This window comes from Nocardiopsis quinghaiensis (genome assembly GCF_008638365.1).
Lineage (GTDB): Bacteria > Actinomycetota > Actinomycetes > Streptosporangiales > Streptosporangiaceae > Nocardiopsis > Nocardiopsis quinghaiensis.
Genome location: NZ_VWVU01000002.1, coordinates 283,451 through 306,225, shown reverse-complemented (window position 1 = coordinate 306,225; position 22,775 = coordinate 283,451). Strand labels below are relative to the sequence as shown.

Annotated in this window: 17 protein-coding genes; 8 read left to right on the top strand and 9 right to left on the bottom strand. The window is 72.9% G+C overall.

What is annotated here, in order from left to right; all coding sequences use genetic code 11:
• Positions 1–9: 9 nt before the first annotated feature.
• Positions 10–1,011: a ribosome small subunit-dependent GTPase A gene (gene rsgA, locus FYX01_RS08175; RefSeq protein ID WP_150239188.1), complete on the bottom strand. Its 1,002-nt coding sequence runs from the start codon at positions 1,009–1,011 to the stop codon at positions 10–12.
• Entirely contained in the window at positions 1,008–2,333 is a 1,326-nt protein-coding gene (aroA, locus tag FYX01_RS08170; protein WP_150239186.1) for a 3-phosphoshikimate 1-carboxyvinyltransferase, read from the bottom strand. Before aroA ends, rsgA begins: the two co-directional genes overlap by 4 nt.
• A gap of 195 nt (positions 2,334–2,528) precedes the next feature.
• On the opposite strand from aroA, the gene FYX01_RS08165 reads away from it, so the two are divergent.
• Positions 2,529–3,713 carry a cysteine desulfurase family protein gene (locus FYX01_RS08165; RefSeq protein WP_150239184.1) on the top strand — a complete coding sequence of 395 codons (1,185 nt, stop codon included), beginning with the start codon at positions 2,529–2,531 and terminating at the stop codon, positions 3,711–3,713.
• Between the two features lie 24 nt (positions 3,714–3,737).
• On the opposite strand, the gene FYX01_RS08160 is transcribed toward FYX01_RS08165, so the two are convergent.
• Together FYX01_RS08160 and FYX01_RS08155 are read right to left on the bottom strand one after the other, a co-directional pair.
• Positions 3,738–4,427 (bottom strand): peptidylprolyl isomerase, encoded by a 690-nt coding sequence (locus tag FYX01_RS08160; protein WP_150239183.1) that lies wholly within the window; start codon positions 4,425–4,427, stop codon positions 3,738–3,740.
• A 169-nt stretch (positions 4,428–4,596) separates the two neighbouring features.
• Complete coding sequence (locus FYX01_RS08155) at positions 4,597–5,004, bottom strand: PLDc N-terminal domain-containing protein (protein ID WP_150239181.1); 408 nt, start codon at positions 5,002–5,004, stop codon at positions 4,597–4,599.
• A 265-nt stretch (positions 5,005–5,269) separates the two neighbouring features.
• Here FYX01_RS08155 and FYX01_RS08150 point away from each other — a divergent pair, with 265 nt between their 5' ends.
• Together FYX01_RS08150 and FYX01_RS08145 are read left to right on the top strand one after the other, a co-directional pair.
• Positions 5,270–6,088, top strand: coding sequence for a helix-turn-helix domain-containing protein (locus FYX01_RS08150; protein ID WP_190394225.1), 819 nt, complete (start codon positions 5,270–5,272; stop codon positions 6,086–6,088).
• A 120-nt stretch (positions 6,089–6,208) separates the two neighbouring features.
• A complete protein-coding gene (locus tag FYX01_RS08145) occupies positions 6,209–7,435 on the top strand; it encodes an amidohydrolase (protein WP_150239177.1) in 1,227 nt (408 codons plus the stop codon).
• 120 nt (positions 7,436–7,555) lie between these two features.
• Here FYX01_RS08145 and FYX01_RS08140 read toward each other — a convergent pair whose 3' ends face one another.
• Positions 7,556–8,371, bottom strand: a complete 816-nt coding sequence (locus tag FYX01_RS08140) for a TIGR03089 family protein (RefSeq protein WP_150239175.1) — start codon at positions 8,369–8,371, stop codon at positions 7,556–7,558.
• Positions 8,372–8,612: 241 nt separating this feature from the next.
• Here FYX01_RS08140 and FYX01_RS08135 point away from each other — a divergent pair, with 241 nt between their 5' ends.
• The 3 genes from FYX01_RS08135 to FYX01_RS08125 are packed head-to-tail and all read left to right on the top strand — an operon-like array spanning position 8,613 to position 12,825.
• A complete protein-coding gene (locus FYX01_RS08135; protein ID WP_150239173.1) occupies positions 8,613–10,727 on the top strand; it encodes a hypothetical protein in 2,115 nt (704 codons plus the stop codon).
• A gap of 50 nt (positions 10,728–10,777) precedes the next feature.
• On the top strand, positions 10,778–11,713 hold the full coding sequence (locus FYX01_RS08130) for a glycosyltransferase family 2 protein (RefSeq protein ID WP_150239171.1): 936 nt from the start codon (positions 10,778–10,780) through the stop codon (positions 11,711–11,713).
• Positions 11,710–12,825, top strand: coding sequence for a glycosyltransferase family 4 protein (locus tag FYX01_RS08125; protein ID WP_150239169.1), 1,116 nt, complete (start codon positions 11,710–11,712; stop codon positions 12,823–12,825). The genes FYX01_RS08130 and FYX01_RS08125 overlap by 4 nt, the downstream gene beginning before the upstream one ends.
• A gap of 207 nt (positions 12,826–13,032) precedes the next feature.
• On the opposite strand, the gene FYX01_RS08120 is transcribed toward FYX01_RS08125, so the two are convergent.
• Positions 13,033–14,007 (bottom strand): lysylphosphatidylglycerol synthase domain-containing protein, encoded by a 975-nt coding sequence (locus FYX01_RS08120; RefSeq protein ID WP_150239167.1) that lies wholly within the window; start codon positions 14,005–14,007, stop codon positions 13,033–13,035.
• Between the two features lie 150 nt (positions 14,008–14,157).
• On the opposite strand from FYX01_RS08120, the gene FYX01_RS08115 reads away from it, so the two are divergent.
• On the top strand, positions 14,158–16,785 hold the full coding sequence (locus FYX01_RS08115; protein WP_150239165.1) for a bifunctional FO biosynthesis protein CofGH: 2,628 nt from the start codon (positions 14,158–14,160) through the stop codon (positions 16,783–16,785).
• 179 nt (positions 16,786–16,964) lie between these two features.
• Here the strand turns inward: FYX01_RS08115 and FYX01_RS08110 are convergent, their stop codons facing one another.
• The 3 genes from FYX01_RS08110 to cofD all read right to left on the bottom strand — a co-directional run bounded on the left by FYX01_RS08110 (position 16,965) and on the right by cofD (position 20,855).
• Positions 16,965–18,236, bottom strand: coding sequence for a glycosyl hydrolase family 18 protein (locus FYX01_RS08110; RefSeq protein ID WP_150239163.1), 1,272 nt, complete (start codon positions 18,234–18,236; stop codon positions 16,965–16,967).
• Positions 18,237–18,576: 340 nt separating this feature from the next.
• Positions 18,577–19,872 carry a coenzyme F420-0:L-glutamate ligase gene (locus FYX01_RS08105; protein WP_150239161.1) on the bottom strand — a complete coding sequence of 432 codons (1,296 nt, stop codon included), beginning with the start codon at positions 19,870–19,872 and terminating at the stop codon, positions 18,577–18,579.
• On the bottom strand, positions 19,869–20,855 hold the full coding sequence (cofD, locus tag FYX01_RS08100; RefSeq protein WP_150239159.1) for a 2-phospho-L-lactate transferase: 987 nt from the start codon (positions 20,853–20,855) through the stop codon (positions 19,869–19,871). The genes FYX01_RS08105 and cofD overlap by 4 nt, the downstream gene beginning before the upstream one ends.
• Before the next feature lie 239 nt (positions 20,856–21,094).
• On the opposite strand from cofD, the gene FYX01_RS08095 reads away from it, so the two are divergent.
• Positions 21,095–22,546 carry a hypothetical protein gene (locus tag FYX01_RS08095; protein WP_150239157.1) on the top strand — a complete coding sequence of 484 codons (1,452 nt, stop codon included), beginning with the start codon at positions 21,095–21,097 and terminating at the stop codon, positions 22,544–22,546.
• The last annotated feature ends 229 nt before the right edge of the window (positions 22,547–22,775 follow it).

Here is a 22,775-nt window from a genome sequence, read left to right as displayed (position 1 = left end):
CCGGCGGTCTCACGTCTCGTCGGTCTCGCCCTCGCGGCTGGCGAGCAGACGGTGCAGCGACGCCACCCGGTCCGGGTCCAGCTCCCCGCGCTCCAGGGCGGCCTGGACGGCGCAGTCGGGGGCCTCGGGCTGGTGGGAGCACGCGGGCGGGCAGTCCTCGGCGGCCCCGGCCAGGTCCGGGAAGCCCCCGACGATGTCCTCCGGGGCGATGTGCGCCAGTCCGAAGCTGCGCACGCCCGGGGTGTCGATCAGCCAGCCGCCCTCGAACGGCAGCGCGGCGGCCGACGTGGAGGTGTGGCGGCCGCGGCCGGTGACCGCGTTGACGTGGCCCACGGCCCGGTCGGTCCCGGGAACGAGCCGGTTGACCAGGGTGGACTTGCCCACACCCGAGGAGCCGACGAACACGGTGGTGCGGCCGTCCAGGCGGGCGCGCAGTCCGGTGGGATCGCTCTCGGGTCCGAGGACCTCGTAGGGCACGCCCAGGGGCTCGTACACGCGCAGCAGCTCGTCCGGGCCGGCCAGGTCGGCCTTGGTCAGGCACAGGAGCGGGTCGAGCCCCGCGTCGTAGGCGGCGACCAGGCAGCGGTCCACGAAGCGGGGCTGCGGGTCGGGGTCGGCCAGGGCGCACACGATCGCCAACTGGTCGGCGTTGGCGACGATCACCCGTTCGACCGGGTCGGTGTCGTCGGCCGTGCGCCGCAGTACGGACTCGCGCTCCCTGACCCGCACGACCCGGGCCAGGGTGTCGGGCCTGCCGGACAGGTCGCCGACCACGTCGACGCGGTCGCCGACGACGATGGACCCACGGCCGAGTTCGCGGGCCTTCATCGCCACGACGGGGACGCCCTCCACCAGGCAGCGGTACCGGCCCCGGTCGACCGCGGTGACCATGCCCTCCACGGCGTTCTCGTGCTTGGGCCGGTTGCGGGTGCGGGGCTTGGACCCGCCCCGGGCGCGCACACGGATGTCGTCCTCGTCCAGGTGGCGCCCTCCGCCCCGCGTGCGGCTCATGCCAGCGCCTCCGCCCACAGGCCCGGGAAGTCGGGCAGGGTCTTGCGCGTGGTGGCGATGTTCTCCACCTCCACACCGGGCACCGCGAGCCCGATCACCGCACCGGACGTGGCCATCCGGTGGTCGTCGTAGGAGTGGAACACCCCGCCGTGCAGCGGTCGCGGACGGATGACCAGGCCGTCGGGCAGTTCTTCGGCGTCGCCGCCCAGCCGGTTGACCTCGGCGGCCAGCGCGGCGATGCGGTCGGTCTCGTGGCGGCGCAGGTGCGCGATGCCGGTCAGCCGTGAGGGGGTCGAGGCCAGTGCGGCCACGGCGGCGATGGTGGGGGTGAGTTCACCCACGTCGCGCAGGTCGGTGTCGAGGCCCAGGATCCGGCCGGTGCCGCGCAGGGTGAGCCCCTCGGGGGAGAGCGACACCTCGCCTCCCATGCGGGTGAACAGCGAGCGCAGCGCGTCGCCGGGCTGGGTGGTGTGCTCCGGCCAGCCCTCGACGGTCACCTCGCCCCCGCTGACCAGGGCCGCGGCGAGGAAGGGCGCCGCGTTGGAGAGGTCGGGCTCCACGGTGATGTCGGCTGCCTTGACCGGTCCGGGCCCGACCCTCCAGGAGTTCTCGGCGGTGGACACGGTCACCCCGGCCGAACGCAGCATCTCCACGGTCATGTCCAGGTGCGGCTGGGAGGGCACGGGCGGGCCGGAGTGGCGCACGTGCACGCCCTCGGTGAAGCGGGCGCCGCTCAGGAGCAGGGCGGACACGAACTGGGAGGAGCCGGACGCGTCCAGTGTCACCTCGCCGCCGCGTACGGCGCCGGTGCCGTGGATGGTGAGGGGCAGGGCTCCGCGGCCGCCGTCGTCGATGTCGGCGCCCAGCGCGCGCAGGGCGTCCAGGAGCTCGCCCACCGGGCGCTCGCGTGCACGCGGGTCGCCGTCGAAGCCGACGGTTCCGGAGGCCAGGGCCGCCAGGGGCGGCACGAACCGCATCACCGTGCCCGCGTTGCCGACGTCGACCGAGGCCGGGCCGCGCAGCGGAGCGGGGGTGACCGCCAGGTCCCCGCCCGAGTCCCCCGCGGGGGAGACCTCCACGCCCAGGGCGCGCAGGGCGCCGACCATCAGCTCGCTGTCCCGGCTGGCCAGGGGGCGGCGCACCAGGCAGGGGGTCTCCGACAGCGCGGCCAGGATCAGCGCGCGGTTGGTCATCGACTTGGACCCCGGCAGGGAGAGCCGCGCGCGCACCGGGCGCTCGGCCGTGGGCGCTGGCCAGTGGCCGCCGGAGGACCGGGCGGGGTCGGCGGGCTGGGCGGGCTGCGAGGACGCGGAGTCAGGCATGACACAAGGTTATCGGGATCGGGGCGGGTGGAGGAGGACGCCCTCGCACCTGTGGACAACCCGTCACGGGACCGGATTCCGGACGAGTCGCGGGCCGCGGGCGCCGGTTCCCCGGCACACCGTGGGCGCCGGTCGTGGAACGGAGGGGGTCCGGGGGCCGCGGGCGAATCGGGACGGACGTATCCTTGTGGAGCCATGGTGTATCTGGATCACGCTGCCACGACCGAGGTCCGCCCCGAGGTGGTCGCCGACGTCGCGGCCGAGCTCGGCGCCCTCGGCAACCCGTCGTCCCTGCACGGCCACGGGCGCGCCGCCCGTCGCGCGGTCGAGGAGGCCCGCGAGCGCGTCGCCGGGGCGCTCGGCTCCACCCCGCACGAGGTGGTCTTCACCGGCGGCGGCACCGAGTCGAACAACATCGCCGTCAAGGGCCTGTACTGGGCGCGCAACGCCGGGAGCGCGGAGCCTCGCAGGACGAGGATCCTCACCAGCGCCGTCGAGCACCACGCCGCCCTCGACCCCGCGCACTGGATGGCCGAGCACCAGGGCGCGACGCACGAGAAGCTCCCCGTGGACGCGCTGGGCCGCGTGAGCCCGTCATCGCTGCGGGAGGCGATCGAGGGCGGCCCCGGCCCGGAGTCGGTCGCGCTCGTGTCGGTCATGTGGGCCAACAACGAGGTGGGCACGGTGCAGCCGGTGGCCGAGCTGGCCGCCGTCGCCGCCGAGTACGGCATCCCCTTCCACACCGACGCCGTGCAGGCCGTGGGTGTGGAACCGGTCGACTTCGCCGCGAGCGGGGTGAGCGCCCTGACGGTCACCGGCCACAAGCTCGGCGGGCCGGTGGGCGCGGGAGCGCTGCTGGTCGGGCGCGGCCTGGCCCCGACGCCGGTCCTGCACGGTGGCGGGCAGGAGCGCGACATCCGTTCGGGCACCCTGTCCGCGCCGCTGCTGCGCGGGCTGGCCACGGCCGTCCACCTGGCGGTCGCCGAGCGCGAGGAGCACGTCAAGCATCTGACGGACCTCCGTGACGAGCTGGAGGAGCGGGTCCGCGCGGTGGTCCCCGACACGGTCGTCAACGGTGACCCCGAGCACAGGCTTCCGGGGATCTCGCACCTGTCCTTCCCCGGCTGCGAGGGCGACGCGCTGCTGATGCTGCTCGACGCCAGGGGCATCTCGTGCTCGACCGGCTCGGCGTGCTCGGCAGGAGTGGCCCAGCCCAGCCACGTGCTGCTGGAGATGGGGGCCGACCCCGACACGGCGCTGAGCAGCCTGCGGCTGTCGCTGGGCCGCACCTCCACCAGGGAGGACGTCGCGGCGCTGGCCGAGGCGATCGGCCCGGCCGTGGAGCGCGCCCGGACCGCGCGTGCCAAGCGCCGCCGCTGACGGGCGCCGCACGGTCCCCGGCGGCTACTCCTCGTTCTCGCGGTGGACGGTGACCGACTCCAGGACCACGTCCTGTACCGGGCGGTCGCTCGCGTCGGTCTCCACGCCGGCGATGCCGCTCAGCACGTCCATGGACTCCTCGTCCGAGACGTGCCCGAAGATCGTGTGCATGCCGTTCAGGTGCGGGGTCGGCTCGACGGTGAGGAAGAACTGCGAGCCGTTGGTGTCCTCGCCGCTGTTGGCCATGGCCAGCACACCCGGTGCGTCGAACTCCCGGCCGGAGCCGAACTCGTCCTCGAAGGTGTAGCCCGGGCCGCCCCGGCCGGTGCCCTGGGGGTCGCCGCCCTGGACCATGAACTCGTCGATCACCCGGTGGAACACGGTGCCGTCGTAGAACCCGGCCTCGCCCGTCACCGGGTTGGGCACGCCCTCGCCCTCGGCCAGGCCCACGAAGTTGGCCACCGTGAGAGGGGCGTCCTCCGGGAACAGCTCCACCTCGATGTCGCCCTCACTGGTGCGCAGGGTGGCGCCCTCGACGCCGCTGACGTCCACGTCGGCCGGGCCGCCGGCCTGATCGGGGCCGCTGGCCTGGTCCGAGCCGCTCCCGCCGCCGTCGGAGTCGTTCTGGGCGTCGGCGCCGTTGGCGCAGGCGGAGACGGCGAGCAGGGCGGTGCCGGCCAGGAGGGCCGTCATGGAGAGGGGCAGACGCTTCATCGGTTCACTTCCGAAAGGAGATTCGCGGCGGGGCGGCACACAGCGTACTCGGACGGGTCGGGTACCACCACCGTCGGGTCGCTTTCCGTCAGGGGATGACCACGGTGTGCTTCGATCGTCGGGTCACCCCGTGTCCGGACCCCCGCCGCGCCTCCTCCCGGCTCAGGGCTCAGGCGGAGTCCCCGGCCGCCTCGCCGTCATCCCGCGCCTCGCGCTCCCGCCGCTTCCGCTCCTGCGCCTCCCGGGCGCGCCGCCGCTGTCCCTCCGCGCGCTCGCGGCAGCGGCGGAGGAACTCCTCGTCCTCCTCGGGGGTGGCGGCGCGGGCCCGGCTCGGGTGGTCGTACTCGGGAAAGGCGGGGGGAGGGCCCGCGGGGGCGGTCACCGCCGGGTCGCGGTGCGGACGGCCCAGGGCGAACCACAGCAGCGCCCCGAGCTTGGGCAGGAGCAGGACGACCACGGTCCACGCGGGTTTGGGCAGGAGCCGCACGGAACCGGGATCCGAGCCGATCACCTCGAACAGGGCGTACACCCAGACGCAGATCGACAACACGGCGAGCAGGAGGAGGAAGTGGGCCACGGGGGACTGTCCAATCGGGGGTCGGGGCACCGTTCTCGGGCATGATGGGAACCGGGTGCCAGGGGGTCGGCCGGGACCGCGCCGGACTCCGGACGGCGTCGTCGGCCCCTCCGGTACGCGTCAATGAACTACCACGGATCGCCGTGCCAGTCCCGTCGCTTGACCGGCGGCCCGACACGGTACAGGGTCGTAGGAACGGCGGCGGGGTCGGTGGAGCTGGCCCGAAGGTGTGCCGGTTCGGTCCCGTCGGGCGACGGAGGAGGTTATGGGAGTGAACACTGCACTGCCGTCCGCGATGTGGCTCCCCTTCGCCGCGCGAGTACTGCGTGCGCGTTCGGACAGGGGGCTCTCGCGCGCCGAACTCGCCAAAACGGTGGGGGTGACCGACGACAAGCTCCGCGAGGTGGAGAACGCTTACTGCAGGCCGGCGCGATCGCTGGTCGAACGGGTGGACACGGCCCTGGGCACGGAGAACCAGCTGGTCGACGCGTGGGCGATCACCCTCCAGGCCGAGGCCTTCCCCAACGAGTTCGGCGACCAGCGCGAACTGGGCGTCCACGCCACCCACCTGTGGGAGCACCAGCCCATGGCGGTCCCGGTGTTCCTGCGCACCCGCGAGTACTCGCGGGCGGTCCTGCGTCCGCGCCACCCCGACCTGTCCCCGGACATGGTCGAGGCGATGGTGGAGGAGGAGATGGCCCACCGGGCGGCGATGACCGGGCCGGACGGGCCCGTGCTGCGGGTGGTCCTCAACGAGTCGGCTCTGCAGCGCCCCCAGGGCGGCGCGGCCGTACTCAACGCCCAGCGCGGCTTCCTCTCCGACCTGGTCGAGGCGGGCATCGTCACCCTGGGCGTGATCCCCGAGCAGACCCCGCACCACCCGGGACTGGGCGGCGCCTTCCGGATGATGGACTTCGCCGACCGCCCCAGCATGGTCTACGCGTTCGCGGCCGAGGGCGGCGACCTGACCGCCGAATCCGAGCAGGTGGGCCGCTGCACCATGGTGCGCGAGGCCATCGAGAACGCCACGGTGGAGCTCGCGCCACGGTCGGAGCTGCTGACCGCGCGCTGGCCCGCGGGTTAGGTCGTGTCCTCGCATCGTTCCGGGCTCGCGTCCGCCAGGCTGCCTCTCGCTACGCCTCCGCGCTCGTGAAGCACGGTCCGGCCTTGGGGAGACGCCCGATGATGGGCTAGGTTTCCCGCCATGGATATCGCGATCACATCCGGATACGTCGTGCCCGTCGACGGGGACCCCATCGACGGCGGCACCGTCCTCGTCACCGACGGCAGGATCACCGCCGTCGGCACGGACGCCGACGTCACGGTCCCCGAGGGCGCCACCGTCGTCGACGCCTCCGGCAAGTGGGTGCTCCCCGGTTTCGTGGAGGCCCACGGCCACATCGGCATCGACGAGGAGGGCATCGGCTGGGCCGGTGACGACACCAACGAGATGACCGACCCCAACGGCGCCCGCATGCGTGCGCTGGACGCCATCAACCCCGCCGACCGCGGCTTCGCCGACGCCCTGTCCGGAGGCGTCACCAGCTCCGTCGTCAAACCCGGATCGGGCAACCCCGTCGGCGGCCAGACCGTGGCCATCAAGTGCTGGGGCCGCAGTATGGAGGACCGGCTGGTCAAGCACCCGGCCAGCGTCAAGAGCGCCCTGGGCGAGAACCCCAAGCGGGTGTACGGCAACAAGGACAAGCTCCCCTCCACCCGCCAGGGCGTGGCCGCGGTCATCCGCGACGCCTTCACCAAGGCCCAGGACTACAAGGCCAAGCGCGACCACGCGTCGGCCGAGGGCACCCCGTTCGACCGGGACAACACCCTGGAGGTGCTGGTCAGAGTCCTGGACGGCGAACTCCCGTGGTGCCAGCACACGCACCGTGCCGACGACATCCACACCGCGATGCGCCTGGCGGACGAGTTCGGCTACCGGCTGATCATCAACCACTGCACCGAGGGCCACCTGCTGGCCGACGAGATCGCCGAGCGCGGTGTCCCCGTCATCACCGGTCCGCTCATGACCAGCCGGTCCAAGGTGGAGGTGAACAACAAGACCCTCGCCAACCCGGGCATCCTCGACAGGGCGGGCGTCAAGGTCGCCCTGACCACCGACCACCCGGTCGTCCCGATCGAGTTCCTGGTCCACCAGGCCACCCTGTGCGTCAAGGAGGGCATGGACCCCGTGGCCGCGATCCGCGCGCTCACGGTCAACCCCGCCGAGATCATGGGCATCTCCGACCGGGTCGGCTCCCTCAAGCCGGGCCTGGACGGCGACGTGGTCGTGTGGTCGGGCGATCCGCTGGACGTGATGAGCCGTGCCCTGCGCGTGTTCGTCGAGGGCCGCGAGGTCTACACCTACGACGAGGAGAGCCGCGAGCGCACCGTGCTCGACGCCTACTACCGGGAGGGGCGGCCCGAGGCCTGACAGCGGTGGTCCCGCCCCCTGCCGACGGTCGAGAGCGCCGGCAGGGGGAGGAAGCATCCGGAGGCGGTTCGCCGGGCAGGAGATCCCGTCATCACACCGGCACCGCTTCCGGCGGGCGGATCAGTCCAGCTCCACCGTCCGGAAGGGGGCCCCACCCGGGAACAGCGGTCCGTCCGTCCCGCGGACCGCCACGGTGACCCTCTCCATGTCGGCCCTCCTCAGGGCCTCCTCCGGACCCGCGGACTCCAGGGGCGTCAGGATGATCGGCGACCCCGCCGCGATCGGGGCCAGCAGTAGCTCCGCGCCCTCGCCGAGCAGGGTCAGCGGGGCGTCGGGCTCGGCGAACAGGCCCACCCGGTCCTCGGCGGTCAGCTTCCACCGCTCCGCCCGGCGGTGCGCGTCGGCGGCCAGGACCGCGCCGGTCCGGGAGCCGTGGCCGCGCAGCGCGGGCGCCTCCGGGTCGATCGGGTACGGCGAGAAGTGGTCCCCGTACCCGCGCACCTCCACCGAGTAGTCGAGCACCATGGGCGGCACCTCGGCCAACGGCAGGCCGAGCGGGTGCAGGGAGGTGCCCACGACCTCGTCCGCGCCGCTGTCCAGGGCGGCCTCCAGACGGCCGGCGTCGGCCACCGCGACCTGCGCCCCCTCGGGCAGGCCCGCGTCCGGCCGGACGAACTCCGCCACGGCGCCCACCGACCAGCACGAGACCAGCCACACCAGTGACTGCCAGTGCACCGGCAGGGCGATCACGACCCGGTCGCCGGGCTGCGCGCCGAGCCCGTCCACCAGCATGTTCGAGGTCTTGGAGACCCAGTTGTCGAAGGTGGCACGGGACAGTTCCACCCGGCCTCCCGAGGCGTCGTAGGAGGTCACGAACGGTCGGGACGGGTCGGCGGACACCAGGGCGCGCCACAGCTGCGCGGGAGTTTCGGACATGACCGCCACTCTAGGTCGTGGAGGCCGCCGTACCGACGGCCCCGTGTCCCGGCGGTGACCCGACCGGGGCCGTAAGGCAACGCAACGGTGACGTCGCACGGGCCCCGCGAACGCCACCGTGCGCTGACCAGCGCACACGCCTTCCGCGGTGGTCCAGGCCAACGGCTCGGAGAGGCCCCCGGGGGCGGCCCCGGGCTCCGCGGTGTGTGCGCCGGGTTTCGGAAACTGCCACAGTTGCCTCATGCGCTTGCCTCCCGGACGATTCCTCGCCCGTGTCACCGCGCTCCCCGCGATCGCCCTCTCGGCCTGGCTCCTGGTGGCCTTCCCCCTCCTGGCCCTGGGTTCCCTCACCCCCTTGGTGGCCGCCGTCCTCGGCGTGCCCGCCGTGGTCGCGGCCTGCGCGCTGGTGTCCCGGTTGGTCCCGGATCCGCCGGAGGAGGACGTGCCCTGGTGGCCCGTCGTCCTCGTCCTGGTGATCGTGGCCGCCTTCGCCGTCGTGCAGGTCGTCTACCACGCCGAGGCCCTGGTCATCCGTCGCGATCCGGCCTCCTACGCCATGTACACCGCATGGATCGCCGAGAACGGATACCTGCCCATCCCGCAGCAGCGGGAACTCATCGCGGGCGACGACCCCGCGCTCAGCTACCAGAGCCTGGCCTACTACGAGCGCGGCGACGTCATCTGGCCCCAGTTCATGGCCGGGGCGCCGCTGGTGGCCTCCATCGGCTACTGGCTGGGCGGGCTCGACGGGATGCTCGTGACCACCCCGTTCCTGGGCGCGCTGGGCGTGCTCACCTTCGCGGGGCTCACCGCCCGTCTGGTCGGCGCCCGCTGGGCGCCCCTGGCCGCCCTCGTCCTGGCCGTGTGCCTGCCCCAGCAGTGGGTCAGCCGCTTCACCTACAGCGAGCCCCTCACCCAGATCCTCCTGCTCGGCGGACTGGTCCTGGCCCACGACGCGCTCGTGCGGCGCACGCGGATCACCGACCGCTGGTCGTCCGCCCACACACTGGCCGCCGCGGCCGGGCTGGCGTTCGGCCTGGGGCTGGTGGTGCGCATCGACGCGATCCGCGACCTGTTGCCCGTGGTCGGGTTCGTCGGCCTGCTGCTCATCGCCCGACGGGGGCAGGCGCTGCCGCTGCTGGGCGGCATGGCCGTCGGCGCGGGCCTCGGCCTGTACGCCGGATACGGGCTGTCCCTGCCCTACCTGGAGTACCTGTCCGACTCCCTCAACCCCCTGCTGCTGATCAGCGCCGCCGTCATCGTGGCCACGGTCGTGGCCACCGCGGCCCTGTGGCGCCACGGGATCCCGCACGTGGAGCGCGTCCGCCGGCTCCCCGAAGCGATGGCCGCGCTCGTGCTGCTCACCATGGTGCTGCTCGCCGTCCGGCCCCTGCTGTGGCCCGACTACGGGCACGGCAGCGACTTCACCGACGGCTGGGTCGCCTACGTCCAGCAGCGTGAGGGCCTGCCCGTCGAGGGCAGCCGCACCTACTACGACATGAGCCTGTACTGGGTGGGCTGGTACGTGGGCCTGGCCACCGTCCTGTTCGCCTCCCTCGGCGTCGCCCTCGTACTGCGCCGCCTCTTCCAGCGGCGCGACCCCCAGTGGCTGCTGCCCGCCATGCTGCTGGTGTGGACGGTGACCACCACCCTGCTGCGCCCCGCCATCACCCCCGACCACCCCTGGGCCAGCAGACGGCTGATCGCGCTGGTCATCCCGGCGTTCATCCTGTTCGCCGTCTGGTTCCTGGCGTGGCTGACCCGCTACTGCGCCGTCGCCTCCAGCGCCGAGCGGCACACCGTCCCGGGCCGCGTGCTTCCGGCCGTGGTCGCCGCCACCGCCGCGGCGGCGCTGGTCGTGCCGACCGCCGCCACCGCGGTCGGCACGGTCAGGGTGGAGGCGGGCGGCACCGTCCCGTGGAACCCGTTCACCATGGAGATCTCCACCGACGGCGTGATGAGTTACCGGCAGGACGTCGGCACGGTCGGGGCCACGCACCGGCTCTGCGCCGCGTTGCCCGAGGACGCCTCGGTGCTCGTGGTCGACTCCGGTATGGCCGGGAACTACATGCCGTTGCTGCGCAACGTCTGCGGCGTACCCGTCGCGGCCGTGGACCGACCGACCCGGGAGAACGTGGACCGAGTCGTCTCCGAGATCCACGCCCGCGACCGCGACGCCGTGCTCGCCGCCTCGGACTGGGAACGGATCGAGCAGCTGACCGGCAGTGTGGCGGGGGCCGAGAGGCCCTTCCACGTCGTCGCCCGGATGGACCCGAGTACCCTCAGGAAACCGCCCACCGGTTCCTGGGCCTTCATCGGAAGCGTGTGGGTGTCCGTCCTCCCCGACGAGGGATGAGCCGGCCCCCTCGCCCTCCGCACCCGACCACACCCCCGTTGAGAAGAACCATGAGCGACACACGCGACGACGTCCCCCAGCGGCACGACCAGGACCCGCCGGTCCGCGTCACCATCGTGCTGCCCTGCTACAACGAGGAGAACCACGTCGTCGACGAGGTCAAACGGATCTGCGCCGCCATGGACGGGTCCGGGTACGGCTACGAGCTGCTCGCCGTGGACGACGCCTCCACGGACGACACCCTGGCCCGGCTGAGGGACGTGGAGGGCCTCTACCCGCACATGCGCGTCATCGCCTTCGGGCACAACGGCGGTTCGGGCACCGTCCGCCGGATCGGCAGCCAGCGGGCGCGTGGCGAGTTCGTCGTGTGGACCGACGCCGACATGAGCTACCCCAACGAGCGCATCCCCGAACTGGTCGCCATGCTCCAGGCCGATCCCGGGACCGACCAGGTCGTGGGCGCGCGCATCCAGGAGATGGGCAGCCACAAGGCGCTGCGGGTGCCCGCCAAGTGGGTCATCCGCAAGTTCGCCGAACGCCTCACCAACACGCGCATCCCCGACCTCAACTCCGGGCTGCGCGTGTTCCGCCGCGACATCGCCCGTCCCTACCTGAAGCTGCTGCCGCCCGGCTTCTCCTGCGTCACCACCATCACCCTGGCCTTCCTGTCCAACCAGCACCCCGTCAGGTACGTGCCCATCGAGTACGCCAAGAGGTCGGGCAGATCCAAGTTCCACTTCGTCAGCGACGCCTACCGGTACATCCTCCAGGTGCTGCGCATGGTGATGTACTTCAACCCGCTCAAGGTGATGATGCCGCCCGCCCTGGCGCTGCTCGGCCTCGGCACGGCCAAGTTCGTCTTCGACCAGGTGCGCAACCCGCTGTACGTCCCCAACAACACCGTCATGATCCTCATGACCGGACTGATCATCGCGGCGATCGGACTGTTGGCCGACCTGATCGTGCGCTCCCGGGAGAGCACGTGAGCGCTCTGCCCCGGGTCGCCCTGGTGGGGCCCGCCCACCCGTACAAGGGCGGTGGCGCCCGGCACACCACCGAACTGGCGCACCGGCTGCGGTCGCTCGGCCACCCGACGACCGTGGAGTCCTGGCGGGCCCAGTACCCGGCCGCCCTCTACCCGGGTCGGCAGACCATCGACGCCCCCGAGGGGGAGCCCTACCCCGGCACCCGCCACGGACTGGCCTGGTACCGGCCGGACGGGTGGTGGCGCACCGGGCGGCGCCTGGCCCGTGAGGCCGACCTGGTGGTGCTCACCCTCTTCTCGCCGGTCCAGGTGCCCGCCTACCTCGGAATCCTCGCGGGGGCGCGCTCCCGGCGGGGAGCGGGGACGCGGGTGGTGGCGCTGTGCCACAACGTGCTGCCCCACGAGCGGCGGGCCGTGGACGTGTCCCTCGTGCGCGCCCTGCTGCGCCGGGTGGACGCGGTGGTCACGCACTCGCCCGAGCAGGCCCTCCTCGCCGAGGGGCTGAGGGGGCCGGGCCGCCGGGACGTGGCGGTCGCCGAGATGCCCCCGCACCTGCCCGGGACCGGGGGAGCCCTCACCCCGCCGCCGGGGGAGCGGCGGCACCTGCTGTTCCTGGGCATCGTCCGCCCCTACAAGGGGGTCGACCTGCTGCTGAGGGCCCTGGCCGACGGTGCGCCCGACGACGTGGAACTCACCGTGGCCGGGGAGTTCTGGGGCGGTACCGGGGAGCTGGAGGCGCTGGCCGGGGAGCTGGGGGTCGCCGACCGGGTACGGCTGCGGGACGGGTACGTGCCCGCCGGTGAACTGCCGGAGCTGTTCGCGTCGGCGGACGCCGTGGTACTGCCGTACCGGACCGCCACCGCCACCCAGAACGTGTGGCTGGCGCACGAGCACGGTCTGCCGGTGGTGGCCACCCGGGCCGGGACCCTCGCCGACCACGTGCGCGAGGGCGTCGACGGGGTGCTGTGCGAGCCGGGCGACGCCGCCGGCCTGGCCCGCGCGCTGAAGGGCTTCTATACGCCCGGCGAGCCCGAGCGGCTGCGCGCCGGGGTCCGCCCGGTGGACGCCGAACCGTACTGGCGGGCGTACACGGGGCGGCTGCTCGGGGCCTGAGGCCGCCCTGCGGGGGAGGCCGCGGGGCGGCCGGTCCGCGGGGGAACGGGGGACCCGGTCGGTTCGGGTCCGGGCCGGGGTGGTCCCACCCCCTGCCGGCGGGCCGGCCGCAGACGTCGCGGATGTGAAGCAGGAGGTCCCGCGCCGGAGGACACCGCCCGGTGAACCTTTTCAGTCACCGCACCCGGGTCGGTCCCGCGCGAGGGTTCACGGCCGGTCCGGCGTCCCGGGTGCGGCGGCGGACACGGTTTCCGAGGGCGGGGAGGCGCGTCCTGCCAGCAGTACCGCCAGCCCCGCCCAGCCCACGTCCGCGACCGTCATCACCAGTCGCGACAGCACCGCCACCACCAGCGCCGCGCCGGCGTCCACCACCGGCGACAGCGCCACGACCAGCACCGCCTCGCGCACCCCCAGGCCCGCCGGGGCGAACACCACCAGCAGACCCAGCGTCCACGCCAGCGCGTACGCGCCCACCGCCGGGCCGACCGACCGCAGCGCGTCTCCGCCCACCGCCCAGGTCAGCACCCACACGTGCAGCCCCAGGGGCACCCACGCCACCAGGGTCCACCCCACGGCGGCGGCCACGGCCCGGCCCCGCACGTCGAGGGGCCCGGCCTCGGCGACCTCGCGGAACCGGGCGAACGGGCGTGCCGCCAGCCGGATGCCCCAGCCCACCACGCGCGGGTGCAGCGCGGCGAGCAGCAGTGGCGCCAGCGCCAGGGCCCACCACCAGCGGCGGGCCGCATCCGCCGACGACAGGGGCAGGGCCGCCGCGGCGACCGCCAGGCTCACCGCGACCGTCACCGCCACCGCGAGCAGGGTCGCCGCCGCACCCCGGGACCTGGGCACCCTCCAGTCGCGGGCCAGCTCCACCTGGGCGACGAACGCCCACACCGATCCCGGCAGGTACTTGCCGAGCTGGCCCACGAACATGACGCGGGCCGCCACCCGGTACGGCAGCGGCGAGCCCATCCCGGCCAGCAGCGCGCGCCAGGCGAGCATCTGGGCGGCCAGCCCCGTCATGCCCGCGAGCACCGCCGCGGGCAGCACCCACAGGGGCAGCGACGCCACGGCCTCACCGGCCCGCTCCCAGTTCGCCCGCAGGGCCAGCCCCGCGCACACGCACACCACCAGGAACAGCGCCAACCGCACCCACCGGTCACCGCGCAGCCGACTCAGCACGTTGTCTCCCTCCGTACGTGCCGACCCTACGCCGCGAGCTCCACCTCCCCGTTCCCGTGCGGAGCCCGTATCCCCGGCGCCTCCGCCGTTTCCGCGCCGACCGGTGGTGCGTCCACAAGTACGAAAAGGGCGGGGCGTAGGGTGCGCTCTATGAGTGGTGCGAACGACCCGGCCCCCGTCTTCTCCCCGACCCCGTCCGCCATGCGCAGGGCGTTGGCCCGTGCCCGGGACGGCAAGACCCTCGACGTCACCGAGACCGAGGTGCTCCTGCACGCCAGGGGCGAGGACCTGGAGGCCCTCCTCGAACATGCCGGAAGGGTGCGCGACGCCGGACTGGAGGCCGCGGGCCGCCCCGGTGTCATCACCTACAGCCGCAAGGTGTTCGTCCCCCTGACCCGCCTGTGCCGCGACCGCTGCCACTACTGCACGTTCGCCACGGTGCCCGGCCGGCTCGAAGCGCCGTTCCTGTCGCCCGACGAGGTTCTGGAGATCGCCCGCCAGGGTGCCGCCATGGGCTGCAAGGAAGCCCTGTTCACCCTCGGCGACCGGCCGGAGGACCGCTGGAAGCAGGCCGGCGAGTGGCTCAACGCCCACGGTTACGACGACACCCTGTCCTACGTCCGGGCCATGGCCATCATGGTGCTGGAGGAGACGGGCCTCCTCCCGCACCTCAACCCGGGTGTGCTGACCTGGACCGACTTCCAGCGGCTCAAACCCGTCTCCCCGTCCATGGGGATGATGCTGGAGACCACCTCCACCCGGCTGTTCACCGAGAAGGGGCAGGCCCACTACGGCAGCCCCGACAAGGACCCGGCGGTGCGGCTGCGCGTGCTGGAGGACGCCGGGCGCTCCAACGTCCCCTTCACCACCGGCATCCTCCTCGGCATCGGCGAGAACACCGCGGAGCGCGCCGAGTCCATCTTCGCGATGCGCGGGGCCGCCCGCCGCTACGGCGGCATCCAGGAGGTCATCGTGCAGAACTTCCGGGCCAAGCCCGAGACCGCGATGATGCACCGGCCCGACACCGAGCGCGAGGAGATGGCCGCCGCCATCGCCGTCACCCGCCTGGTCATGGGGCCCAAGGCGCACGTGCAGGCGCCGCCCAACCTGATCGGCGCCGAGCACGGCGGCGTGGACGAGTACGGACTGATGATCCGCGCGGGCATCGACGACTGGGGCGGTGTCTCCCCGCTGACCCCCGACCACGTCAACCCCGAGCGGCCCTGGCCGCAGATCGACGACCTGGCCGAGCGCACCGCCTCCCACGGCTTCACGCTGCGCGAGCGGCTCACCGTCTACCCCGAGTACGTCAGGGCCGGGGAGCCGTGGCTGGACCCGCGCGTGTCCGGACACGTGGCCGCGCTCGCCGACCCCGAGACCGGCATGGCCCGCGAGGACGCGCCCGTGGTGGGCCGGCCCTGGCAGGAACCCGAGGCGGTGCTGGTCTCCTCCGGCCGCACGGAACTGCACACGGAGATCGACACCGAGGGCCGCACCGACGACCGGCGCGGGGACTTCGACGCCGTCTACGGTGACTGGGAGGAGCTGCGCCCGGGTGTGGACCGGGAGGGGGCCGTGCCGCGCAGGTTCGACCCCGACATCGCCGCCGCGCTGCGCAGCGCCGAGTCCGACCCCGCGGGCCTGTCCGACGACGAGGCGCTCGCGCTGCTGCACGCCGACGGGTCCGAGCTGGAGGCGCTGACCTCCCTGGCCGACCGGGTGCGCCGGGACACGGTGGGCGACGACGTCACCTACGTGGTGACCAGGAACATCAACTTCACCAACGTCTGCTACACCGGGTGCCGGTTCTGCGCGTTCGCCCAGCGACGCACCGACGCCGACGCCTACACGCTCTCCCTGGAACAGGTGGCCGACCGCGCCGAGGAGGCGTGGAAGGCCGGGGCGACCGAGGTGTGCATGCAGGGCGGTATCCACCCGGACCTGCCCGGCACCGCCTACTTCGACATCGCCTCCGCCGTACGCGACCGCGTTCCGGACATGCACGTCCACGCGTTCAGCCCGATGGAGGTGGTCAACGGGGCGTCGCGCACGAACCTGCCGGTCCGCGAGTGGCTGACCCGTGCCCGCGACGCCGGGCTCGGGTCCATCCCCGGCACCGCGGCGGAGATCCTCGACGACGAGGTCCGCTGGATCCTCACCAAGGGCAAGCTGCCCACCAGCGAGTGGATCGACGTGGTCACCTCCGCCCACGACCTGGGCATCCCCACCACGTCCACGATGATGTACGGGCACGTGGACTCGCCGAGGCACTGGGTGTCGCACATCAAGCTGCTGCGCTCCCTGCAGGAGCGGTCGGTGGAGCGCAACGGCCACCGCGGGTTCACAGAGTTCGTGCCGCTGCCGTTCGTGCACACCAACGCGCCCATCTACCTGGCCGGGCTGGCCCGCACCGGACCGACCGTGCGGGAGAACCGGGCGGTGCACGCCCTGGCCCGCCTGCTGCTGCACGGGCACATCGACAACATCCAGTGCTCGTGGGTCAAGCTCGCCGAGGACACCTGCCGCCAGCTGCTCGCGGGCGGGGTGAACGACGTGGGCGGCACCCTGATGGAGGAGACCATCAGCCGGATGGCCGGTTCGGGGCAGGGATCGTTCAAGACCATCAGCGACATCCGCGCCCTGGTAGGGCCGACGGGCCGTCCCGTCCGCCAGCGCACCACCGCCTACGGACCGGTGTCCGAGGAGCGCCGGCGCGTCGCCGAGGCCAGTGACGGAGTGGCGCCCAGCGTCCTGCGGCCCACCCTGCCCGTGGTCTGAGGAGTGTCCCGCGGGACACGGATCTCCGGGACGGAGAAGAGAAGAGGGGCGAAGCGCCGGGGAGGCGCTTCGCCCCTCTTCTCGGGCGGCGGCCCGTCACCGAGGGGAGTGCGTGACGGGCCGCCGGGGAGCCGCGTGTAGCGGGAGAGGGACGGGGGATCCCTCCACGCGGCCTCGGGTCAGCAGGTGCCGACGAGCCTCCAGACCCCCCACTCGCCGGTCGTCCCGGGCTCCTCGCCCCGGGTCCACCACTGGGCGCGGTACTCCGAGCCCCCGTGGGAGACCACGTCGTCGCTGGTGTAGACGGTGTCGGAGGACCACGCCGGGGAGGTGCAGTCGCCGGGCTCGTCGGTCGGCTCGTCGGTGGGCTCGTCGGTCGGCTCGTCCGTGGGGCCGCCGTCGCCCGGGCCGCCGGCGAGGCGGGCCGAGACCGTGTCGGCGAAGGCGTAGCCGTTGGTGGCGTCCCAGTTGATGGACCAGGTCATCACGCCGCCGATGGGACCGTACGGGGTGTCCGGCGAGAAGGACCCGCAGTTGGTCCCCGCCTCCAGGCAGTCCAGGGCCCGGACGACCTGGCCGGGCGCCATGTAGCCGCCTCCGGCGGCCGACTGCACGGCGGGCAGGCCGAGGCCCACCTGGTCCGGGCTCAGCCCCATCTCAAGCTGGATGCAGGCCAGTGCCGCGACGAAGTCGGGGGTGCCCTGGGAGTACACCTGGTCGTCGCATCCCAGCATCGAGCCGGAGTTGTAGTACTGCATGTTCACGATGGTGAGGATGTCGGAGATGTTCGACGCCAGCTTGTAGTACTCCCGGTTGGCGCTCTGGAAGTCGATGGTCTGCGGCGCCATCGTGATGATCGTGCCCGAGCCGGTCCGGCCGGTCAGGTCGTGCAGGGCGTCGGACATGTACTGGGCGTTGATGCCGTGCTCCAGGTCGATGTCGACCCCGTCGAAGCCGTACTCCCGCATCAGCGCGTGGGTGGTGTCGGCGAAGTTGCGCGCCTGGGTCGCGTTGGCGACGTCCACGTGCCCGAGCTCGCCGCCCACGGAGATGATCACCTTGCGGCCCTCGGCCTGGATGGCGGCGATGTCGTCGCGGAACCGCTGGTCGGTGTAGCCGCCCAGCTCCTCGCTGGCGAGGTCGAACGTGATCCCGCCGTCGAGGGTCGGGTGGTTCTCGGCGAAGGCGACGGCCACCAGGTTGTACTCGCCGGGGATCTCGGACAGCGGCATCACGGTGGAGCCGTTGTCGAAGTTGTGCCAGTACCCGGTGAGCCACTGGCCGGTCTGCTGTGCCTGGAGGGACTCGCTGTCGGACACGGTCTCCACCTCGGCGGGGGCGGGGGAGAGCTGGGTGAAACCGGCGAGCAGCCCGGCGGTCAGGAGGGCGAACGCGCCGGTCAGCGCGGCTTTCGCACCTCGGGGAGTGGTCCTGCGACGGTGCTTGAGCATCAGGGGGTGCTCCTTTCGTCGAGCGGGGGAGACGAAGGGGGCTCTGGGAGCCATGTAATTGTTAAGAAACCTTAGAATTACCCTGCGGCCGCGTCAACGCAAATCGTAAATAAAGTTTGTAGTTTTTCTTTGGGACTCAGTACCGTTCACGAGCCCCAGAAGTCCCACCAGCACCCGACTTCGGGCCGCCACCGCGCCCCGTGACCTGTGCCGCGCGAAGACCCCGGTGCTTCCGCGCACGAGTCCTCCCGTGAAAGAACCCTCCTGCGGAGGACGCGGCGGCCTCCCCGGGACATCCGCTCCGGAAAGGCCGCCGCGCGGGGAGGGGCGGGAGGGGTTCCTAGCGCACGGTGACGAAGTCCTCCGGATCGCGCGGAGGCCGCTCTCCGGGCGCCTCGGCCGCGTGTCCCACGGCCACCGCGCCCATCGGCTGCCACTCCGCGGGCACGTCCAGCACCTCGCGCACCACGTCCGCGCAGAACATGGTCGAGGAGATCCAGGCCGACCCCAGGCCCTCCATGGCCAGACCCACCAGCAGGCTCTGCACCCCCGCGCCCATCGCCACCAGGAACATCGACCGCTCCGCGTCGGCCCGGCGCTCGTCCGGATACGGGTGCGCGCCGTCGGCCACCAGGAACGGCACCACCAGGTACGGCGCCCCGCGCAGCACGTCACCGCGCCTGGTGCGCCGGGTGATCTGCTCCTCGGTGAACCCGTCGCCGCGCAGGTCCGCCACCCACGCCCGGAGCATCGCGTCCAGCAACCGCCTCCTCGTCCGTGCCGACTCCACCAGCACGAACCGCCACGGGGTGGTGTGGTGCGGCGCGGGAGCCGTCACCGCCGAGGCCACCGCACGGCGCACGAGCGCCCCGTCCACCGGATCGTCGGTGAACGACCGCACCGTCCGCCGGGCCGGGACCACGTCCCGGGACCCGTACCGGAACAGGTCGGCGTCGGCCGAGCGGACCAGCGCCGCGGCACCCGGCCCGTCCTCCTCGGTGACCAGCGCGTCCAGACCGCTGACCACCGCGACCGGGACACCGCTCGTCTTGCCCTTGACCAGCTCGCCGGCACCGGCGATCTCGTCGGCCACCGCGTTGACGGTGGCCTCCATCAGGTTCCCGTGGGCGTCGGTCGTGCCCCGCAGGTCCTGCACGGCGGGCAGCCCGGCCGCACCGATGGCCACGTCCGTCTGCCCCACCCGCCACGGGCGCCCGAAGGTGTCGGAGACGACCACCCCCACGTTCACGCCCAGACGGGCGCGCAGCCCGGCGCGCAGTGCGCGGGCGGAGGCGTCGGCGTCCTCCGGCAGCAGCAGTACCGTGCCGGGCTCGACGTTGGAGGCGTCCACGCCGGCGGCGGCCATGACCAGTCCCCGACGGGTCTGGACGATCTTCGTCCTCCCCGCGCGGGCGACCACCCGCACGGTCTCGGCGTCGACCGCCTCCTCCCGGTCCATGCGGCGGGAGCGGCCCTCGGCCTTGCTGACGATCTTGGAGGTGACGACGAGCACGTCTCCGTCGGCCAGCGGAGTCCCGGAGGCCTCCGCGGCGTCGGCGACCAGGACGGTCAGGTCGTCGCCCCGACGCACCTCGGGGATGCCGCCGAGCCCGCGTACACGCAGTTCGGCGCTCACCCGCGGTCCCCCCTCTTCCCGGCCAGTTCCGCGGCCAGTTCCACGGCGGCCCGTGCGATCGCCTCGGTGGCGGCGGGGCCGCTCATGTACAGCGGGCGCGAGCGCACCTCGATCCCCTCCACGTCGGTGCCCGCGTCGGCATCGTCCACCAGCCAGCCGTCCAGCAGGTCCGGTCCCAGGTGCGCGGCGACCGCGCCCGCGCCGGTCTCCACACCGATCGCGCTCAGGCAGGCGTCGGCCATGCCGCGCACGGGTGCCCCGCCGATGATGGGGGAGACGCCCACGACGGTCTTGGCGGACATGGCCTCCCGGATGCCGGGGACGTTGAGGATGGACCCCACGCTGACCACCGGGTTGGACGGGGGCAGGACCACGGCGTCGGCCTCGGCGATCGCGGCCAGCACGCCGGGGGCCGGCTTCGCCTCCTCGGCGCCGACGCTGACGATCTGTTCGGCGGGCAGCGCGGCGCGGTGCCTGATCCACCACTCCTGGAAGTGGATGGCCCGGCGTCCCTGGTCGTCGTTGACGACCACGTGCGTCTCGACCTGGTCGTCGGTCATCGGCAGCAGCCGGACTCCCGGACGCCAGCGGTCGCACAGCGCCTCGGTGATCGTGGACAGCGGGTACCCGGCCGCGAGCATCTGCGCCCGTACGATGTGGGTGGCGGTGTCGCGGTCCCCCAGGCCGAACCAGGTGGGTTTCATCCCGTAGGCGGCGAGCTCCTCCTTGACGGTGAAGGTCTCGTCGGTCCTGCCCCAGCCCTGTTCCTCGTTGATCCCCCCGCCCAGGGTGTACATCACCGTGTCCAGATCCGGACAGATGCGCAGCCCGAACAGGGTGATGTCGTCACCGGTGTTGCCGATGACGGTGATGCTGCTGTCTGTGGTCTGTTCTTCGGCCGTCGCGTCGGTTCCGAGCACGGTCCTGAGACCTCGGAGGAACCGCGCACCGCCGATACCGCCAGCCGGTACGACTATCCGCATGCGTCCAAGTCTGGCAGGCTGGGGGCGTGTGTGGACCGCCTGCCCCGCCGGGGGACGGCCCGCACGCGACCGTTCCGGCGCCGGGAGTCCGTGAACCCCGTGGCGGCGGTCGCCATCCCACCCTTCGGCCCGGCCGGTGTCCCCACGCTCCCGTCCCGGACGTGGCCGATCCACCTGACAGCCCGACGCCGCTTCCACCGAAGTGACGGTGAAGTAGCAGCAGCAGAGGGGAACCTCTTTTGAAGAACGAAACACTGGAACGCCTGCGCCTGCCCGGGGCATGGGCCCTGCTCGCGGCCGCGGGCGTGCTCATGCTCTCCGGGCTCATCCAGGTCATCGTCCTGTCCAGCGCCGGCGAGTGGAACGCGCGCACGCCCTTCGCCAGCGCCATGTACGGAGCGGGAGCCGGCCACTTCTTCGGGGTGGGTCTGACCGCTCTCGTCGCCGTCGCCCTGGTCCTGGTCCTGACCAGCGACAGGGTCCGTCCCAGCGCGCCGCCGGTCGTGCTGACCGCGATGATCGTCACGGGTGTGGGTCTGCTCTTCTGCCTGATCACGGTGATCTGCGGGTTCATCGGCGCGATCAACATCGGCCACGGTTTCGCCCGGATGCTGGAGACGGCCGCCCAGGGCGCCGTGCTCGGCCTGGTGGGCTTCGCGGCGATGAAGGCCTACAACGATCCCACCCTGGTTCCCAGGGCGATGCCGCAGCAGGGCGCCTACCCGCAGCAGTTCCCGCCCGCGACCGGCGCGCAGCAGTCCTTCGCCCAGCCCGGCTACCCGGCGCAGGACGCCGCGCAGCAGCAGGCCGCGGCCGCCGCCGCGCAGCAGGGGTACGACGCCTCCGGCCAGCAGGCCGCCTACGGTCAGCAGTACGGCGCGGACGCCGCCCAGCAGTACGGGACCGGGGCCCAGCCGGCCTACGGCCAGTACGGCGCCGACGCCTCCGGCCAGCAGGCCGCCTACGGTCAGCAGTACGGCACCGACCCCGCCCAGCAGCAGGCCTACGGCTACGGGGCGGACGCGGCCGCCCAGCAGCCGGCCTATGGCCAGCAGTACGGCACCGACCCCGCCCAGCAGCAGGCCTACGGCCAGCAGTACGGCACGGGCGCCCAGCCGGCCTATGGCCAGCAGTACGGCACCGACCCCGCCCAGCAGCAGGCCTACGGCCAGCAGTACGGGACGGACGCCTACGGTCAGCAGGCCGCCTACGGTCAGCAGTACGGTGCGGGCGCCGCCCAGCAGTACGGGACCGGGGCCCAGCCGGCCTACGGCCAGTACGGCGCCGACGCCTCCGGTCAGCAGGCCGCCTACGGTCAGCAGTACGGCACCGACCCCGCCCAGCAGCAGGCCTACGGCCAGCAGGGCGAGTACGCCTACGACCCCTCCCAGTACGCCCCGCAGGGCACGGAGCAGCAGGCTCCCTCCGTCGAGCAGGCCGCCCAGGACGCGATCCAGTACGGCTGGTACCAGGGCGCCGACCAGGGCCAGCAGGCACAGGACGCACCCTCCGAGGGCGGACTTGATCCTTTCTTTAACTCCGGTGAGAACAACGGTTCCGAGACGCCCGGACAGGGCGGGGGATCGTACGGAGGCCAGTACGGCTCCGGGGCCGGATACGTTGCTGACCAGCAGGGACAGGACGGAACCGGTGGCCAGCAGGGCTGGTACGGCGGTGACGACAAGCGCTGACCCGGGCCCCGCCTCCCCTCGCCTTGGAAGGGCGTGAATTGTGTGGTAACCCGCATAACGGACACTGCGGGACTGTTGTCGCTGGTTTGTTACATGATATTCAGGGGACTACCACGCAAGGCGCTTGACTCACAGCAAGCGACCCACGTGTAATTTCACAGTGAGATTGCACCCGGCCCGGGGGACGAAAAGGGCCGGGGACATCTATGGGGGGCAACAGGAGGTGCGC

Coding starts and splice junctions, on each gene's coding strand:
- FYX01_RS08160 (WP_150239183.1), bottom strand. CDS start 4,427: ATGAAGCGTCTGCCCCTCTCCATGACGGCCCTCCTGGCCGGCACCGCC.
- cofD (WP_150239159.1), bottom strand. CDS start 20,855: ATGCGGATAGTCGTACCGGCTGGCGGTATCGGCGGTGCGCGGTTCCTC.
- FYX01_RS08110 (WP_150239163.1), bottom strand. CDS start 18,236: ATGCTCAAGCACCGTCGCAGGACCACTCCCCGAGGTGCGAAAGCCGCG.
- FYX01_RS08135 (WP_150239173.1), top strand. CDS start 8,613: ATGCGCTTGCCTCCCGGACGATTCCTCGCCCGTGTCACCGCGCTCCCC.
- FYX01_RS08165 (WP_150239184.1), top strand. CDS start 2,529: ATGGTGTATCTGGATCACGCTGCCACGACCGAGGTCCGCCCCGAGGTG.
- aroA (WP_150239186.1), bottom strand. CDS start 2,333: ATGCCTGACTCCGCGTCCTCGCAGCCCGCCCAGCCCGCCGACCCCGCC.
- rsgA (WP_150239188.1), bottom strand. CDS start 1,011: ATGAGCCGCACGCGGGGCGGAGGGCGCCACCTGGACGAGGACGACATC.
- FYX01_RS08115 (WP_150239165.1), top strand. CDS start 14,158: ATGAGTGGTGCGAACGACCCGGCCCCCGTCTTCTCCCCGACCCCGTCC.
- FYX01_RS08150 (WP_190394225.1), top strand. CDS start 5,270: ATGGGAGTGAACACTGCACTGCCGTCCGCGATGTGGCTCCCCTTCGCC.
- FYX01_RS08130 (WP_150239171.1), top strand. CDS start 10,778: ATGAGCGACACACGCGACGACGTCCCCCAGCGGCACGACCAGGACCCG.
- FYX01_RS08140 (WP_150239175.1), bottom strand. CDS start 8,371: ATGTCCGAAACTCCCGCGCAGCTGTGGCGCGCCCTGGTGTCCGCCGAC.
- FYX01_RS08145 (WP_150239177.1), top strand. CDS start 6,209: ATGGATATCGCGATCACATCCGGATACGTCGTGCCCGTCGACGGGGAC.